General features: G+C 44.7%; 13 protein-coding genes. 3 read left to right on the top strand and 10 right to left on the bottom strand.

The features are described from left to right. Window positions 1-22: 22 nt before the first annotated feature. Window positions 23-1,036, bottom strand: a complete 1,014-nt coding sequence (locus IW644_RS11915; RefSeq protein WP_269917816.1) for a zinc-binding alcohol dehydrogenase family protein — start codon at window positions 1,034-1,036, stop codon at window positions 23-25. Window positions 1,037-1,135: 99 nt separating this feature from the next. Here IW644_RS11915 and IW644_RS11910 point away from each other — a divergent pair, with 99 nt between their 5' ends. Continuing rightward, window positions 1,136-2,056 (top strand): LysR family transcriptional regulator, encoded by a 921-nt coding sequence (locus tag IW644_RS11910; RefSeq protein WP_269917815.1) that lies wholly within the window; start codon window positions 1,136-1,138, stop codon window positions 2,054-2,056. On the opposite strand, the gene IW644_RS11905 is transcribed toward IW644_RS11910, so the two are convergent. Together IW644_RS11905 and IW644_RS11900 are read right to left on the bottom strand one after the other, a co-directional pair. Continuing rightward, entirely contained in the window at window positions 2,057-3,574 is a 1,518-nt protein-coding gene (locus IW644_RS11905; protein ID WP_442864435.1) for a S10 family peptidase, read from the bottom strand. Between the two features lie 323 nt (window positions 3,575-3,897). Then, complete coding sequence (locus IW644_RS11900) at window positions 3,898-4,494, bottom strand: acyl carrier protein phosphodiesterase (protein ID WP_269917790.1); 597 nt, start codon at window positions 4,492-4,494, stop codon at window positions 3,898-3,900. Window positions 4,495-4,690: 196 nt separating this feature from the next. On the opposite strand from IW644_RS11900, the gene miaE reads away from it, so the two are divergent. Together miaE and IW644_RS11890 are read left to right on the top strand one after the other, a co-directional pair. After that, complete coding sequence (miaE, locus tag IW644_RS11895) at window positions 4,691-5,473, top strand: tRNA isopentenyl-2-thiomethyl-A-37 hydroxylase MiaE (RefSeq protein WP_269917789.1); 783 nt, start codon at window positions 4,691-4,693, stop codon at window positions 5,471-5,473. A gap of 208 nt (window positions 5,474-5,681) precedes the next feature. After that, window positions 5,682-6,281 (top strand): Yip1 family protein, encoded by a 600-nt coding sequence (locus tag IW644_RS11890; RefSeq protein WP_179983817.1) that lies wholly within the window; start codon window positions 5,682-5,684, stop codon window positions 6,279-6,281. A gap of 86 nt (window positions 6,282-6,367) precedes the next feature. Here IW644_RS11890 and purF read toward each other — a convergent pair whose 3' ends face one another. From purF to IW644_RS11855, 7 genes are all read right to left on the bottom strand, one after another. Next, window positions 6,368-7,891 carry an amidophosphoribosyltransferase gene (gene purF / locus IW644_RS11885; protein WP_118493769.1) on the bottom strand — a complete coding sequence of 508 codons (1,524 nt, stop codon included), beginning with the start codon at window positions 7,889-7,891 and terminating at the stop codon, window positions 6,368-6,370. A 14-nt stretch (window positions 7,892-7,905) separates the two neighbouring features. Beyond that, complete coding sequence (locus tag IW644_RS11880; protein WP_269917788.1) at window positions 7,906-8,394, bottom strand: CvpA family protein; 489 nt, start codon at window positions 8,392-8,394, stop codon at window positions 7,906-7,908. Window positions 8,395-8,551: 157 nt separating this feature from the next. Beyond that, the gene (locus IW644_RS11875; RefSeq protein WP_269917787.1) at window positions 8,552-9,175 is read right to left on the bottom strand and encodes an SPOR domain-containing protein; all 624 of its coding nucleotides are present in this window, start codon (window positions 9,173-9,175) and stop codon (window positions 8,552-8,554) included. Between the two features lie 45 nt (window positions 9,176-9,220). Beyond that, on the bottom strand, window positions 9,221-10,552 hold the full coding sequence (gene folC, locus IW644_RS11870) for a bifunctional tetrahydrofolate synthase/dihydrofolate synthase (RefSeq protein WP_269917786.1): 1,332 nt from the start codon (window positions 10,550-10,552) through the stop codon (window positions 9,221-9,223). Beyond that, window positions 10,552-11,397 (bottom strand): acetyl-CoA carboxylase, carboxyltransferase subunit beta, encoded by an 846-nt coding sequence (accD, locus tag IW644_RS11865; protein WP_269917785.1) that lies wholly within the window; start codon window positions 11,395-11,397, stop codon window positions 10,552-10,554. The genes folC and accD overlap by 1 nt, the downstream gene beginning before the upstream one ends. Before the next feature lie 309 nt (window positions 11,398-11,706). Further along, a complete protein-coding gene (gene truA / locus IW644_RS11860; protein ID WP_179983822.1) occupies window positions 11,707-12,498 on the bottom strand; it encodes a tRNA pseudouridine(38-40) synthase TruA in 792 nt (263 codons plus the stop codon). Between the two features lie 203 nt (window positions 12,499-12,701). Beyond that, window positions 12,702-17,189 carry a FimV/HubP family polar landmark protein gene (locus IW644_RS11855; protein ID WP_269917784.1) on the bottom strand — a complete coding sequence of 1,496 codons (4,488 nt, stop codon included), beginning with the start codon at window positions 17,187-17,189 and terminating at the stop codon, window positions 12,702-12,704. Window positions 17,190-17,400 lie beyond the last annotated feature (211 nt).

Here is a 17,400-nt window from a genome sequence, read left to right as displayed (position 1 = left end):
TGAGACAAATGGAAGTAAAAGGCTAGAAGCCTTCTAGTACAAGCTTACCAATTGCGCGCCCTTCTTCCAAAGTCTTGTGCGCCTCTATTAGGTTGGCAGCATTAATTTTCCCCAAGTGTTTGCCTACGGTAGTCTTAATTTTGCCCTCATCGATGAGCCCTGCTACGTGAGTGAGAAGACGGCTTTGTTCTGCCATATCATCAGTTTCAAACATAGAGCGGGTGAACATGAATTCCCAGTGTAACGACAAGCTCTTTTGTTTAAGCTTTGCTACATCCAAACTTTCTGGGTCGTCAATTAATGCAAGCTTACCTTTCGGTTTCATCACCTCTACGTAAGTATCGATGTACTGGTGGGTATTATTTAAACTTGCAACGTGTGTCACTTCACCAATTTTTAACGATTTAATTTGCTCTGCCATGGGTTTACTGTGGTCAACCACGTAATCGGCACCTAATTCCTGAACCCATTGTTTAGAACTTTCTCGCGATGCAGTAGCTATAACCGTTGCACCCGTAAGCGTTTTGAGAAGCTGAAGCATAATAGAGCCCACACCACCAGCCGCGCCTACGACAAGCACCACTTCGTCGCTTTGTTCGTCCTGCTGCTTAAGGGCAAGATGGTCAAACAATAATTCATAAGCAGTAATTGTGGTTAGCGGAAGTGCTGCTGCATCGCTGTCAGATAAAGATTTAGGTGCTTTACCGGCAATACGTTCGTCGACCAGTTGAAATTCAGCATTTGAACCGGCTCGTGTTAGATCGCCAGCATAGTAAACCCTGTCGCCTACCGTAAATTCGGTAACATCAGCACCAATATCAACTACTTCACCTACTGCGTCCCAGCCTAGTATCTTGGGTTCTCCGCCCTCTGGGTTTACTCGCTGCCTAATTTTATAATCAACTGGGTTAACCGCTATCGCACTTATTTTTACAAGCAAGTCTCTACCTGAAGCACTAGGTTTATCGACTTCTAAGTCCATCAATACATCAGGTTCATTTATATCGAGCGAGCGGGTATAGCCAATAGCTTTCATCATTCGTTTCTCCTTTAAATAATATTTCCATCATACCCTTGATTAAATTTGTATAAACAGCACAATACTAGAAACATTATCAAATGGTTTTTGAAAATCATGTTACTCGATGACTTAAATGTTGTAATAAAAGTAGCCGAATTTAGAAACATTACCGCAGCAGCAACTCATTTAAATATGCGAACCGCAACGGCAAGTGCGGCGGTCAAACGTGTAGAGCAAGCACTTGGCGCTGAATTGTTTATTCGCACAACCCGTTCGCTTAGGCTTTCTTCTGCAGGTGAACGTTTCCTTCCAACATGCGAACAAGCCATGTCGATGCTGACTACCGCCAAGCAGAACTTAAAAGGTGATACCGGCGTTATTGAAGGTGAATTAAGGCTTGGGTTATCGTCTGATCTAGGCCGCAATGTGATTGCCCCTTGGCTTGACGATTTTATGGAAGAGCATGAAAAAATAAGCGTTAAGCTCAATTTAAATGACAGTAATATCGACTTCTATCGCGACCCAATAGACTTAGCTTTACGTTATGGCTCGCCTGACGATGCGAGCGTTTATGGGTTTAAAATATGTGATGTACCACGCTTACTTGTTGCCTCTCCGTCTTATATCAGCACTTATGGGGCACCTAAAAACTTCGAAGACCTGCAAGGTCACAACGGCCTTTTTTATCAGCTGCACGATAAAGTGTATAACGAATGGGATTTCGTACACGGCGATAAACCGGTAAAGGTAAAAATGCAGGGCAACAGAACAGCCAATGACGGTGAGATGGTAAGAAGATGGGCTGTAGCAGGGAACGGCGTCGCCGTTAAATCAAGTTTAGATACCTGCGACGACATCATAAATGGTCGGCTTGTTACCTTGTTGCCAGACTACCAACCGAAGCCCACGCAACTTTGGCTTATTTGCCCAAGCCGCCAGTCTATTACACCAGCGGTTAGGCTATTACGAGATATGCTAAAAGCGCGCTGCGCCGAGTGTTTAGCGCAGCTCAAAAAAGCAGGCATTTACCTCTGACTATCTCTTATACATCGCAGGCGCACCTTTACTCGGTGTGCTTGCTTCAATAAATTCACGTAGGTCTTGGTTAGACTGTTTTAAGTCATCACGACGCAGGTACATCATGTGTCCGCTGCGATAACCTTTAAAGCTTAAACGGTCTTTTAGGGTGCCACTTTGATCTAGCTGCCACATGGTATATTTGGCATCAAAGTAATTCGTTGCACCATCGTAATAACCCGCTTGAATCATTACATTTAGATATGGATTTTGCGCCATAGCTAATCGTAAATTCTGCCCCGTTTGATTGTTACTTCTATCCCATGGGTGCACGTTTCCGAACATGTTGTACTTAATGTCGGTTTTGTAGTTTAACTCTTCACGCAAATAGTAATTAATAGCGGGCGTGAAGGAATGTAGCCATGAGGTCAATTCAGCCCAGTAGTCAGGGCGATCGCCACTTTCCTTAGCATCTATGCCCAAATAGCGACTATCCAAACGGCCTAAGGTCTTCCCTTCGTCTCGCAATAAGTCTTTCCAGAAGAAAGCTGTGCTTACATCTAAGTTATTTTGCGCAATAGACGCTTCGCTTAAACCAGAATAACGCGCCATTTGTTTTAGTACATCACGCTTCTCTGTATCACTAATAAAGCCACCTTTAGCGAGTGCCGGAATAAGCGTGTTGATAGTGAAGTCTTCGACTTCGGGTAAGAGTTCAGTTAGGTCTTTATTTTGCAGTTCTGGTTCAAGTTTATTGTGGTACCAAGCAGCAGCGGCAAAATAAGGGAGGCGATTAGCGGCCTTTACTGGCCCGTTGCGCTCAATGCCAATATCTGTTGGTGAGACCAAAACGACGCCGTTTAAATACATCCACTGGCGATTTTGAAGTTCTAATGCTAGGCCTGAAACCCGTGTTGTTCCGTAACTTTCACCGATAAGATACTTAGGCGAACGCCAGCGATTATTACGTGTAACAAAGGTATTCACCCAGTCGGCCAAATAGCTAATATCCGCGTTTACGCCAAAGAACATCTTCTTTTGTTCATCCTTCGACGGCATGCTGCCATCAGCTTTCGGCAGTACTCGGCTATACCCTGTGTTTACCGGGTTAACAAATACAATATCAGCAACATCTAAAATAGAATAAGGGTTGGTTTGAACGCCATAGGGCTGAACGGGGTAACCTTCGTCATCAATATTTAGAATACGTGGGCCTGTGTATGCTACATGCATCCACACTGACGCAGAGCCCGGACCACCGTTGAAAGAAATGATAAGCGGGCGCTCGGTATTTTCTTTTACGTCGGTTCGCTGGTAGTACGTATAAAACAAAGTGGCAACCGCTTCGTCTTTACTATTCCAAACCGGCTGTGTACCTGTCGTGGCGCTGTACTTTACGCGCTTACCAAGAATTTTGGTTTCATGTTCTGTTACTACACTACTATCAATTTTAATCGCGCGAGCGTGAGAGGCCGAGCTTTCCTCTTGGGCTGAAGCACCGGTTGTTAAACCGATGAAAGCAATCATGACTGCCATTAGCCACGCTGATGGACGGTGAGTTGTTTTAGCACGCGCTAGTAAACGGTGAATTTGTGATTTGTGTTTTGAGTTAACCTGACTGAATAGCAGGTCTCCTGTATTTCTATTGAAAGAGAGATGATTTTTCATTTTTTCGTCTTTTGTGTGTCGTTAGTTATTGGTTTTGTATTTGTTGAGCGCAAGCTAACCTGTTTTTCATACAGACCAGCATTGCACTATATTTGAGAACCTATCAATTAAGACTATATCGCTGTTAATAAGTGAACTTAGCAATCAACGATAGAACTACCAATTTCTTCGATACGTTCCTGTTAAGATGGCTAATTCTCACTGCTATTTTCAGGGCCCCTGTCTTTTATATGAGCGATGAGGTCTGGGAAAAATGTTAAAAATCTCGCTTCTATTTCCTTTTTATTCGCACTTATATCATCTACCACGTGATGAAAAGTGTTCGCAAACCGAATTCGTTTAGCAACGACTGAAATAGCCCTAGCAATACCCTCTTCTTTGGCATAATCTTCAAACCAATCGTGGGTTATCATGTGTCCTACGCTATGCTGCATTGCCCTTGGCATAGCGGGCAGTCTCTGTTCTAGCAAGGAAAAACTTTGCTCTCGAAATTCATCAAAGCTTTGCGACGTGAACGTTGACCAATGCTTTATTAGCAAGTGGTCGAAATAAATATCTAGCGCCACAGGCGCAAATCGCCTGCGCTTTTTATCAAATAGTTCTTTTGCAGCCAAAACACTGTCGTGACTATCCGTAAACTTGTCCACTTCGTAGTGGTTTTTAAGGCCTAGCTGTACCGCTTTTCCATATGTGTTTATATCAACACCACGCCTGAAATCGCCAAGTAAATTACCAAAGTGGGAGTCGGCAGTAGGACGCGCTAAAAAAAGGTGAGCAAGGTAATTCATTTTGTAATTTATTGGCCTCTATTTTAAGTTGTAACGGCTTGCGGGTATCAAGTAAAATCGGTGCTTAGTTCAGAAGCATCGAATTTGGATAGTCTCAGTCTAGAGCGCGCACAACTGCCTTGTCGACATTAATGTTGGAAGTTTGACAAATTCAAATGTAACTGAAAATTCGTAGCACTTAAAACCGAGTTTCAACATGTCTGTAATATCTTCTTCTGAAGTCACTTCTCTTCTGTCCCCCGTCAATGATTTTCTGCATTGCGAGACGCCGCAGTCGTGGATTGACGAAGCGCAGAAAGAAGAAAACCTTCGGGTTATTCTTACCGATCACTTAATATGCGAGCTTAAAGCAGCGCAGTCCGCTATGTATTTACTTCGTCGCTATGTGGCAGATGAGGAAACGAGTAAAGTATTGCTTGGCTGGCTGAAGCCCTATGAAGACTTCACCTACCGCCATGAGGGCGATTGGCAATTGCTAAATACTAAACACCTGTCTAAAAACGTGTTTAATGTTGAAGGTTTAGATCCGTTTAAAAAAGACATGTTAGATAAGATGGTCATGCTTATTAAAGAAGAGCTTCACCATTTTTATCAAGTACTCGAAATTATGCACGAGTTAGGCTTTGAATATAAGTCAGTGACATCAAGCCGTTATGCGAATGGGTTGTTACGTCACGTGCGCACTTACGAGCCTGAAAAGCTGGTTGATAAGCTTATTTGTGGCGCTTACATTGAAGCGCGCTCATGCGAGCGTTTTGCCAAACTCGCACCCTATGTTTCCGAAGGTTTAGGCAAATTTTATGTGTCGCTGTTACGCTCAGAAGCCAGACACTTTGAAGATTATCTTACCCTTGCCGAGCAAATCGCCAAAACCGATATTTCAGAGCGCATCGCTCATTTTGGAAGTGTTGAAAAATCACTTATTGAAAGTGACGATAAGGAACTGCGTTTTCACTCCGGGGTTCCTCAATCCAGCTAGCCCCATGGCCGTTTATAAATTAATCAATTTTTATTGACGGCTTTGCTTTTCTGCTGCACACTCAGATTGTAAACATATTGTTAATGGCAGTGTTTGACGCCTTGCGTCGTGTTCGTGTTTTCTTAGTTTTACGGTTAGTCCGTGTGTTTACCCTGCCTCACAACAATATTCTTTAAAATAATAACGTTGGTGAACAAGGCGGGACATTATGATTTTAAATCACCTAATTGGTATTTACACTCACCCAAGAGAAGAATGGCAAACCATTGATACCAAACACGAAACCTATTTTTACGCGCTTACCCACATTGCTTTTATTGCACTTATTCCTTCCCTCGTAGCCTATTATTCTAGTGCGCATACAGGGTGGAGCATTGGTGCTGGAGACATAATACGGCTAAGCGAGAATACCGCTATTTTGATGGGTATCGGTATGTATTTTGGCTTAATTGCTGGTGTTGTGGCGCTGGCAGTGTTAATTCATGAGTTGGCTAAAGCGTTCGATGCAACGCCTACGTATACCCAGTCACTAGAACTTGCGGCTTATACCGCAACACCATTGTTCATGGTCGGCTTTGCAGGTCTTTATCCTGAACTATGGGTAGTGATGACGGCACTGCTAGTGGGTATTAGCTACTCAGTTTACCTACTCTATTCCGGCGTACCTATTTTGATGCATATGCCAGAAGACAAAGGTTTCATTTACTCAAGCTCGGTAGTCACATGTGGGCTAGTTTTACTGGTTATTTTAATGACAGGCTCGGTATTAGTGTGGGGGTTAACTGGCGGGCCAGTGTTCGTGCACTAAGGCTTTCAGTTATACACAAGATAGGATAGTAAAAAGCCGCTCTAAAAGCGGCTTTTCCCGTTCACTATCAACTTATTTCAAAGATGCTAATCAGCGGCATCAATGTTATGTACATCAAGGTTACTCAGTTCAGCTTGCACCACAGGTGCTTTTCTTGCTGCCTCACCCCGCGACATATCTATGCGCTCAAGATACTCTTGGTTGATATCGGCAGTGATATAGTTACCGTCAAATACTGATGTTTCAAAACGCTGAATCGTATCATTCTCTTCGCGAACGGCTTCAACCAGGTCAGAAATATCTTGGAAAATAAGACCGTCTGCTTGAATAAGCTCTGCAATCTGATCGATTTCTCGTCCGTATGCAATTAACTCATTTGCCGAAGGCATATCAATACCGTATACATTCGGGAAGCGAATTTCTGGTGCCGCCGACGCAAAGTACACTTTCTTAGCACCAGACTCTCGGGCCATTTCAATAATCTGACCCGATGTAGTACCGCGTACAATAGAGTCATCTACAAGCAATACACTTTTGCCTTTAAACTCAGATGAGATGGCGTTTAGTTTACGACGCACTGACTTTTTACGCATGGTTTGGCCAGGCATAATAAAGGTTCTGCCGATATAGCGATTTTTAACAAACCCCTGACGATAAGGCAGTTCAAGCGTGTTCGCAATTTGCAGCGCTACATCCATCGACGTTTCAGGAATAGGGATAACTACGTCGATATCAAGATCTGCCCATTCACGCTTAATTTTCTCACCTAGCTTGCGGCCCATGTTTACGCGGGACGCATAAACTGAAATACCATCAATAAAGCTATCTGGACGAGCAAAGTATACAAACTCGAAGATACATGGTGACGTTACCGGGTTCTCGGCGCACAATCTGGTATGAAGCTGACCTTCTTCGGTAATAAATACCGCTTCACCTGGCATTACATCGCGAACAAATTGGAAGCCTACAGCATCAAGCGCAACGCTTTCAGAGGCTACCATCCACTCTTCACCTAGTTCGCTCATACGCTTACCAAGTGCAAGCGGACGAATACCATGGGGGTCACGAAAAGCTACAATACCCTGACCGATAATGGCTGCAACTACAGCATACGCACCGCGTATTTTCTTATGAACTTTAGTTACCACTTCAAATATGTGTTCAGCGCTTACGCTTAAGCCTGCTACCTGCTGTAGTTCGTGAGCAAGGATGTTAAGCAATAGCTCGGAATCTGACGTGGTATTAATGTGACGGCGTGCTATGCGGAACACTTCTTCTTGTAACTCATGTGCATTGGTTAGGTTACCGTTGTGAGCAAAGGCAATACCAAATGGCGAGTTTACATAAAATGGCTGTGCTTCCGCAGAGCTTGACGTACCCGCGGTTGGATAGCGAACATGACCAATACCCATGTTGCCTGATAACCTTTTCATATGACGCGTATGGAAAACATCTCGAACCAAGCCATTTGCCTTACGCAAATTAAACATATTTTGGTCGATAGTCATAATGCCTGCGGCATCCTGTCCACGGTGTTGAATAACCGTTAGACCGTCGTACAGTGACTGAGCTACGGGCGTTTTACCAACTATTCCGACTATACCACACATGTGCGTTACCTATTTCAAGCGGGATTTAAGAAACTGGAGGAGTCTTTCACATAACTGAAAAACCACTCAATGATGACACCAAACTCTGGAATGAGCACCGATGCTTGCCACCAATTAGAGGAAGCGGCGCCGGTGAAGGTATCCATAAAAAAGAGCAATGCGCTAACTATCAGCACGCCACGCAGAGCACCAAAAACTATACCTAGGGCCCTGTCTGTGCCAGACACCCCCGTTGCTTGTACCAATTGGCTTATGACGTAATTGATCATGCCGCCCAGAATGAGCGTTGTAATAAATAGCGCAGCGATTGCAGCGCCGTTTTTCAGATAAGGATCGTCAATGGCTGTAAAGTAAACGGCAAGGTCAGCGTAGAAATTACTTGAAATAAAGAGTGCAGCAAACCACACCACTAACGAGATGGCTTCTTTAACAAACCCTCTAATAAGGCTTATTAAGGTAGATACCGCAATGATACCCAGTATGGAAAAGTCTACCCAGTTCATCGTCTCTTTATTGCGTTGATGTTGCTTTTTGTGATGAAGCAACGAGCCTTTGGCGAGATGGCGCGCATTCTAACAGAAGATAGAAATATTACTAGTCTGTAATGCAATCCGTGACACTTCCTTTCAGTAAGCGTGGTTTAAGTAGAAAGAATACGCCCTACTCAACTTTAAACGTGGTGACTTTCCCTTTGAGTTTCGTTAGCTCTTTCAAATGGGGAAGTGCCGATTCCAGTTTCTTTTTATCTAAATCAGGGCCTACAAAAACTTTATTGAGCGGCCCAGAGCTGGTTTGAATTTTGCGACTGAACGCGCGATACCCAGCCTTTTCTAGCTTCGCCAACAATGCCTTTACGTTTTTTTCATGACGAAAGCTGCCAAGTTGAATAACCCAGCCTGCGTCATCATCGGCAGTGGCACTTTTCGTATCAACAACCGTTTGGCTCGCTAACTCGTCCTCTTCTTCAAATGCTTTTGGCACTGGCGCTTTAGCAGCAGTAGCTTGGTCAGTACTTTTGCTGTTACCAGTACTTGATGCAAGCAGCTCTTCATCTAACGCTGTTTCATCTTCAATCTCCACCGCCGGAACCGCAGCTTTCGCTACCCGCTCTGATGGGAAAGATTCAGGCTCTACGATGGGCTTTTTAGGTGGGTTTGCAGGAACAGAGACAAAGGGCTCTCTGTTCGTTTGCTTCTTGCCATCAAGAAAGTCTGGTAAAAAGATAACCGCTAGGGCGACAACAATAATTGTCCCCACCAGTCTATTCTTTAATGCCGATGTCACTGTGCTCTCCTGCTTGAATACACGGTTTTACTTACAATGCGCGTGTTAGTTTTGCTCAGCAAGTACGTCTGCAACGGTAACAAAAGAACCAAAAACGAGAATAAGTTCACCAGTTTGATAATCTGCAAGCGCACGTTGATATGCTGAAGTCACGTCTTGAAACGTATCTATATTCTCTATGGTTGTGCCGGCATTAACAAGTGCATTTTCAAGTACTTCTGCACTGCAACCTCGCGGCCCACTTGTTGAAGCTAAGTACCACTTTGCGTTAAGCCCTGAAAGAGGCGCCAAGGTTTCAGCAATTGACTTATCTTTAAGCATACCCACAACAACGCGCATCTGGCTAACGTCGTAACGATTTAGCCACTCTTGCATGGCCGTGGTAGCTTGTGGGTTATGGGCGACATCTACGACAACGAGAGGCGATTCACTAATTGTTTGTTGGCGTCCCGGCATAGTGGTATTTTCGATAATGTCCCTAACCACGCTTTCTTCGGGCAGTAAGTCTAAAAGCTCAAGTGCTGCTAATGCTGTGCTTGCATTTTGTAGAGGGATTTTGGGATAAGGTAGCGACGCGTAGCTGTTACTCTTTCCTTTCCAGCTCCACTCGCTGTAGTCACTTGCCACTACTGTGACGAAGTCTTGCGTGGCCCAGCGTACGTTTGCCTGTAACTCATTAGCCACATCGTAAAGAGAAGATGGCGGAAACAGTTCACCCACTACTGCACTACCATTTTTACGCATAATACCGGCTTTCTCACGAGCAATTTTTTCCCGTGTATTGCCAAGCCAATCCTGATGATCAAGGTCAATAGTCGTAATAACGGCAAGATTAGGGTCTATAATGTTCGTGGCATCCAAGCGTCCACCTAAACCAACTTCAAGAATAACTACATCGACTGCCCATGACTGCATCATTTTCATTGCAGCGAGCGTACCAAATTCAAAATAAGTTAAGGTGATGGGTTCGTCAGCATTGCTCTTTCGCGCACTTTCTACAAATTCAAAAGCATCGACAAATTCACTGGCAGGCGGTAATTCGCCATTGTAACGCACCCGTTCACGGTAATCGGTTAGATGAGGTGAGCTGTATACCGCAACACTTTTGCCTTGCGATAACATGGCTTGTTCAAGCAAGCGGCAAGTTGTGCCTTTCCCATTTGTTCCTGCGACGGTAATAACCAACGACTGACTGAGCGATAATGCCATGGCGTTAGCCACTTCTTTCACTCTGTCTAGCCCCATATCGATGGCGCTAGGATGAATAGATTCTAGGTAGGATAACCACTGACTCAGGCTTTTTTGCGAAGCTGAAGGCGCAGAGGCGCCTTCTTTATTTGGCACTGAGCCAGGTTTTAAATTGTTTTCGTTATTCACTAATTCTTGTTATGCAACTTAACCAACAGGCTGTGTAATCTATCACGCATATCTCTGCGGTCAATGATCATATCAATTGCACCTTTCTCAACAAGGAATTCACTACGCTGGAAACCTTCCGGCAGCTTTTCTCTTACTGTTTGCTCGATTACGCGAGGGCCCGCGAAGCCAATAAGCGCCTTCGGTTCTGCTACGTTTACGTCACCAAGCATTGCCAAGCTTGCAGATACACCACCCATTGTTGGGTCGGTAAGCACACTAATATAAGGCAAACCTTTTTTGCTCATCTTAGCAAGCGCCGCCGATGTCTTAGCCATTTGCATTAGTGACATAAGCGCTTCTTGCATACGCGCACCACCACTTGCACTAAAGCAGATTAGCGGCATATCATTTTCTAAACATGCATTAACAGCGGCAACGAAACGTGCACCTACTACTGAGGCCATTGAACCGCCCATAAACGCAAATTCAAAACATGCAACGACGACAGGCATACCTTTTAACTTGCCCTGCATTACCACTAGGGCATCTTTTTCGTTAGTCGACTTTTGCGCTGCAACAATACGATCTTTGTAGCGTTTAGAATCTTTAAACTTAAGTACGTCTTGCGGCTCGTGCTCTGCACCTAACTCAACGCGATCGCCATCGTCTAAAAACGCATCGATGCGACGGCGTGCAGTAATTCGCATGTGGTGGTCGCATTTAGGGCAAACTTCCTGAAGTTTTTCCAGTTCGCTCTTATACAGCACGGCTTGGCATGAACCACACTTTGTCCAGATACCTTCTGGCACATTACCTTTGGTTGAAGTTTGCGTGCGAGGAAGAATTTTTTGAATCCAGCTCATGGAAATTGAATCCTTTGTTTTTGTTTGCCGACCATGACGATTAATGTTTGTTCATACTTGTGGTCAACAACACATTAAATTTTTAAGTTTCATACTGTATTACAAAGAAAAAATACGTAACACAATAGAACAGCTACCTAATATAGCGCGCTATTAGACCACAATACAACGAAATGGAAAAAACAAAACTGGTCTTAGAAGTTGGCAAGTAATGGTTTGAGGGTGGTCCATTTGATTTTGCCCAAGTTAACTACCGTAGAAAAGGCAGCTAACTCAGGCGAGAGTTTTTTCGGCCGCGAGGCGAAAGGCTTATACTTCTGGAAGAAAAAGCGGGCCTAACGGCGGTTTAGGCAAGTTATGCTCTTCAGGGTAAGTTACATCTACCAGATACAAACCATTTGGCTTTGCCGTGGCTGCTGATTTGCTTCTATCTTTTAGGCTTAATAAGTGAGCAATCCAATTCACGTCTTGCTCCCCTGCCCCAATTTCAACTAGCGCGCCTGTGATATTGCGAACCATGTGATGCAAGAATGCATTGGCACGAATATCAATAATCACATAGCGACCTTGGCGATACACACTTACATCGGTCACATTACGAAACGGGGTTTTACTTTGGCACAACGCCGCACGGAACGACGTAAAGTCCTGTTCACCCAATAGCGCTTGGGCAGCAAGGTGCATTTTTCTCTCGTCTAATTCACGGTGAATGTGGGTAACGCCCGAGTTCAAAATTGCTGGGCGCATTTTTGCATTATGGATAACATAGCGATAGCGGCGATGGGTAGCAGAAAAACGAGCATGAAAATCATCGCTTACGTTTTTCGCCCAAGTAACAGCAACAGAGTTTGGAAGGTTAGCGTTAACCCCAAGCGTCCATGCGCGCTCTGAACGTGGAGCATCACAACTGAAGTGAACCACTTGCCCAGTCGCGTGCACACCAGCATCAGTGCGTCCAGCGCATTGCACTTCAATAGGTTGATTGGCTACTGTCGATAGTGCCTTTTCAAGATGCTCTTGAACACTCGGTACTTCGCGCTGGCGTTGCCAACCGTAAACAGCAGCACCGTCGTATTCAATACCTAAGGCAATTCGCCCCATATCAGTTTTACCCCGTTTCTTAAAAGGCGCTAAGTGTAGTCATCTCGCTTACAACATGCAATGCTGCTTATAATCAAAGCCCAGCTACTGCGTGGCAAATAAAAGCAAGTTAACGAAATCAAAAGCGGCCTGTATATCTTATCAATATACAGGCCGCTTAATACGACAACCAATGCAGGTTTACGCCTACTTCTACAAGTGAATTAAGTAATTTTTTGTAGAATTGAGGCCGCTTCCTGTTTCTGCTCTTCGCTGCCATCTTTCATTACTTCTTCAAGTAACTCTTTCGCAGCATCTGCGTCTTCCATTTCAATGTATGCACGAGCCAAATCTAAATTGGCGTTTTGCCCTGCGTCTTTATCTATGTCAATTACTGTGTCTTCGTCAGAAACGCCAGTAAAGTCAGATAAACTCACATCGAGATCTAGCGCCTGGCTATCTGGGTCAAGTTCGTCAGAGTCGTCGCCATCGTCCATCAATGCTTCTACATCAAGAAAATCTTCAGATGCCGTTTGAGGCTCACTATCCGCGTCGACATCACTTAGTAAAGCAGCTAAATCTAAATCAGGATTATCAAGCTTCAGCTCTTCCTCTTGTTCCTTTTCAGGCTCAGCTTGTTCAGCACCCTGCTGGTCCTCTTCAATTTCCATAGGCGTGGCGATATCTAAGTCCACATCATCTGGAATGTCGAGGTCGTCTAACGCTAGTTCAGAGTCATCGTCTTCAAGGGCGAAAGTTTCTTCTTCGCTATCATCCAGCGCTGATTCTATGTCATCGCCATCATCTAACTCGAAAGTTTCGTCGTTTTCATCTAGCTCGAAGGTATCGTCAGTTTCCGTTGGTTCAAGGTTTTCAGTTGCTTCAAGGTTGTCAGCGACATCATCTTCCAACTCAAACGTGGCCTCATCATCAGCTTCCTGTTCAAGTTCGAGCGTATCTTCATTATTTTCGGAAACTGACTCTTGTGTATCTTCACTTTCGATGTCGCTTGCATCTACGGCGTCATCTGACTCAAGGCTTTGAAGAAGTTCATCAAACTCAGCACTGTCTAAGTCATCGAGTATCTCGTTGTCGTCAACAGCATCGCCTTCGTCAGAGCCTGACAACCAATCGTCAAGACCAGGCACGTCATCAAGTTCGTTGTATTCTTTTTCTTTACTGTCTTCTGAGTCAATCTCGCTTGAATCTGGCCCTTGGACTGAGTCCATGTTTTCAGCGTTACCAGAGTCTTCGAGTTGCTGATCACTTTCATCAACGCCGTCGACCTCTTGCTCAAGTTCAAAGCTGTCTATTTCATCAAATGCTTCATCTAACAGGCTGTCGTCGTAATCATCACTGTCTTCTTCTGCCGGTGACTCAGATTCATCTTGGGCAAAATCATCCGATGAAGGCTCTTGTTCAGCTGATAACTCTTGCTCAGTTGAAGGCTTTTCGTCCGCTGAAGGCTCTATCTCACCGAAAGAAGGAATGTCATCCATCATTTGCTTTTCAAACGCCTCGATGGCGTCATCTAACGGATCGTCTGCATCACTTTCCGTATTGTCTTCGGCGCTCTCATTGGCACTTTCGAGTTCAGGTTCCGGCTCTATCTCAGCTTCTACTTCTTCCTCGAATTCCAACTCTGCTTCAGGCTCAGGCTGAGACTCTAGCTCTGCTTCTAGTTCAGGCTCTGACTCTATATCGGTATCTTGGTCAGGCTCTACTTCAGCCCCCAACTCTGGTTGCGCTTCTGGCTCTAGTTCTGGTTCTGACTGTGGCTCTACATTGTCTTCAAGCTCGCTATCAGCGTCAGCTTCCGCCTCAACCTTCTCTTCAGGTGCTAATTCGCCCTCTTCTGATTCAGTATCAAACTCTAGTTCTACTTCAGGTTCTGGCTGAGACTCTAGCTCTGCTTCTAATTCAGGCTCGGGTTCTGAATCTACATCGGCATCTTGTTCAGGCTCTGCTTCAGTGCCCAACTCTGGTTGCGCTTCTGGCTCTAATTCTGGTTCTGACTGTGGCTCTACATTATCTTCAAGCTCGCTATCAGCGTCAGCTTCCGCCTCAACCTTCTCTGCAGGTGCTAATTCGCCTTCTTCTGATGCAGTATCGAATTCAAGTTCTGCTTCAGGTTCTGGCTGAGACTCTAGCTCTGCTTCTAATTCAGGCTCTAATTCTGACTCTATATCGGCATCTTGTTCAGGCTCTACTTCAGTGCCCAATTCAGATTGCTCTTCTAGCGCTGGTTCTGTTTCTTCAGGCTGTGTAACGGTTTCGTCTTCAGCATTAAATTCTGCATCTGTGTCATTTTCAGACTCTATTTCAGATTCAAGTTCAGAAAGCAGTTCGTCTGTTAGCTGATCTACGTCTTCGCTGGTGTTAGATTCCTCAGCTTCTAGTTCAGCGAGAAGCTCATCAGTTAGAGGGTCGCTAAAGTCATCTTCGTTTTCTTCGCCGTCAGAAAGAGTTAAGTCGGTATCTTCATCGTGAGCGTCTGGGCTAACTTCTGGTTCACCTTCCAGCTCGGCTTCGAGCTCAGCGAGTAACTCGTCAGTTAACGGGTCCTCAAAATCCCCTTCATCTTCTGCTTGAGAAGGTGACTCAGTTGAAGTGTTTTCATCTTCAGGCATTTGATCCGCTGAGAGTATTTGATCCGCTGAAGGTATTTGATCCGCTGAAGGCATTTGACCCGCTGAGGGCTCTTCCGCAAGTTCATCCTCTGCCTGAAGTTCAGCGATAAGGTCGTCGGATAGAGGGTCACTAAAATCAGCATCCGTTTCTATTTCATCGGTGACTATTTCATCTAAATCATCAGTGATAGCATCAAGACTTTGGATAGACTGAGGTGACGGTGCCGATGTAGTTATTTCATCTTCAATATCGTCTTCGTCATCTTCTTCGCCTAAACCACCCATCATTTCAATTTGCTCTATTTCGTTAAGCAAATCGTCGGTGATCTTATCTATTTCGTTGTTTTGCTGATTTATCTCATCGTCGAGCTTACTCAGCATGTCCTCATTGATAAGGTCATCGTTACTGTCTAACTCATCGGTAAGGCCTGCATCAACGCCATGCTCTTCAAGCAAATCGTCAATACTTATCTCTGGCTTATCGTCTTCATCTTCTACATTCGGTAATGATGCATTACTTTCTTCTTCGTCTCCAGCCTCTGATACCGAATCAACAGAACTTGCAAGCAAGGCGTCTATATCGTCTTCGTCGACGTTTTCAGAATCGGCAGTTCCGTTAACCTCAGCAAGGATATCATCAGGGTCTATATCACCTGACTCATTGAGTTCATTACTTTCAGGTTCTTCGGTGCCTTGACTTTGTACATCATCAAGCAAATCATCAATATCAAAATCGTCGTCATCTACTGATACAGCTTCTTCAGTAGCCGCGGCCTCAGGCTCGCTATCATCTACGGCATCTTCATCAAAAATGTCGTCATCACCTGAAAGGTCAAAGCCTTCTAGGTCATCTGCGTCTTTGTCATTTAACACCTTGTCTGACAGGTCATCATCATCAAACAAGCTGTCTAACTCGCTCTGGTCAAGCTCATCATCACCAGCCTCGAACAGATCGTCTCCACCATCGTCTGGCACTAACATATCATCTTCAAGGTCAGCAAAGGTTTCTAGCTCGTCATCGAGACTTTCTTCTAAATCTGAAGTCAGAACGTCATCAAGCAGGTCGTCATCATTGAACAAATCATCATCTGACAACTCCGCTTTATCATCTAGATCAGGGGCTAATGCGCTTGAAAGATCATCAATATCAGCATCTGGAACCGGTACTTCATCGTTATCAGCGGTAATAGTAGGGCTAGGTGCAGGCGCCTCTTCCGGCTTGCTGTTGCGTTTCAGCAGCCACATTATGAGGCCACCTACCAACAACAGGGACAGAATTGCAGAACCGATGATTAAGCTTAGCGGGCTGGTAAGTGCGCTTAAAAACGAAGACTGTTTTTCTGCTTCTCGCTGCGCTTGCTCGGCTTTAATCATATCGAGCAGTTCTTGCTGCAGCGCCACTTGCATATCAAGCTGGCTCTTAACGTCACCTTCAACTTGGCTACGCAAGGTTTCTAGTTCGCCATTAACGGCCTCAACACGCTCGTACAAGCGTCTGTTTTCGTTAAGAATCGCTTCAACATTTTCTAGTGAGGCGGCAAACTGCATACGCAGTTCGTCAAACTGACGGGTTTGTTCTTGATCTAAGCGGGTGATCTTTTGCTCAATGTCAGTTTGTGTTTGAGTGAGGTCTTGTTGGTTGACTAGTGGGGATGCTGGCTTAATATTCGTTACGCTGCTACCAGGCTTGTTAAGCGTTTCAGCGAATGCCCTATCGTCTTGCTCAGCTCGCATTTGGGCTTTTTGTTTGTCGATTCTGGCAATATAACGCTCAGACGGCAGCTTCAAAATCGCGCCATCTACTAACAAGTTTAAGTTGCCATTTTCAAATGCGTTGGGGTTGAGCTCATAGATAGCAGTCATAACCTGATAAACACTCAGGTTATTGTTTTGGCGATAGCGCTCGGCGATACGCCACAGGGTATCGTTAGCGTCTATAGGTCCGTACTCTAGACCCGAATATTGATCAGTTGCGTCTTTAGGACCTTTTAAGAAGGTAGCGCGTTCTTGTGCATCAACAGTGATTATAGGGCCAGACAAACATAATGTGAGTAAAAGTAAGCCCGTCAAATGCAATTTCATAGCAGTCCTATATGCCCTCAAGCGTCTTTACCACCCGGTCGTATGGGCGGATTTTTTAGCCAATCACTACAGAAAAATTTATTGGCTTTTATTTTTATTCTTAAGCCACCTTGAAACCATTAATCGTCAAGCTAGCGTTTTTCAGTCTAATATGACCCTGGCAGTAAGATTTGTTTGCGCTTTTTAGAGTTCTTACTCTTCGCCTAAGTGT

The sequence above is a fragment of the Alteromonas sp. PRIM-21 genome (genome assembly GCF_027563165.1).
Taxonomy (GTDB): Bacteria; Pseudomonadota; Gammaproteobacteria; order Enterobacterales; family Alteromonadaceae; genus Alteromonas; species Alteromonas macleodii_A.
The sequence above is the reverse complement of the archived record's forward strand: the minus strand, read 5'-3'. Positions and strand labels throughout refer to the sequence as shown.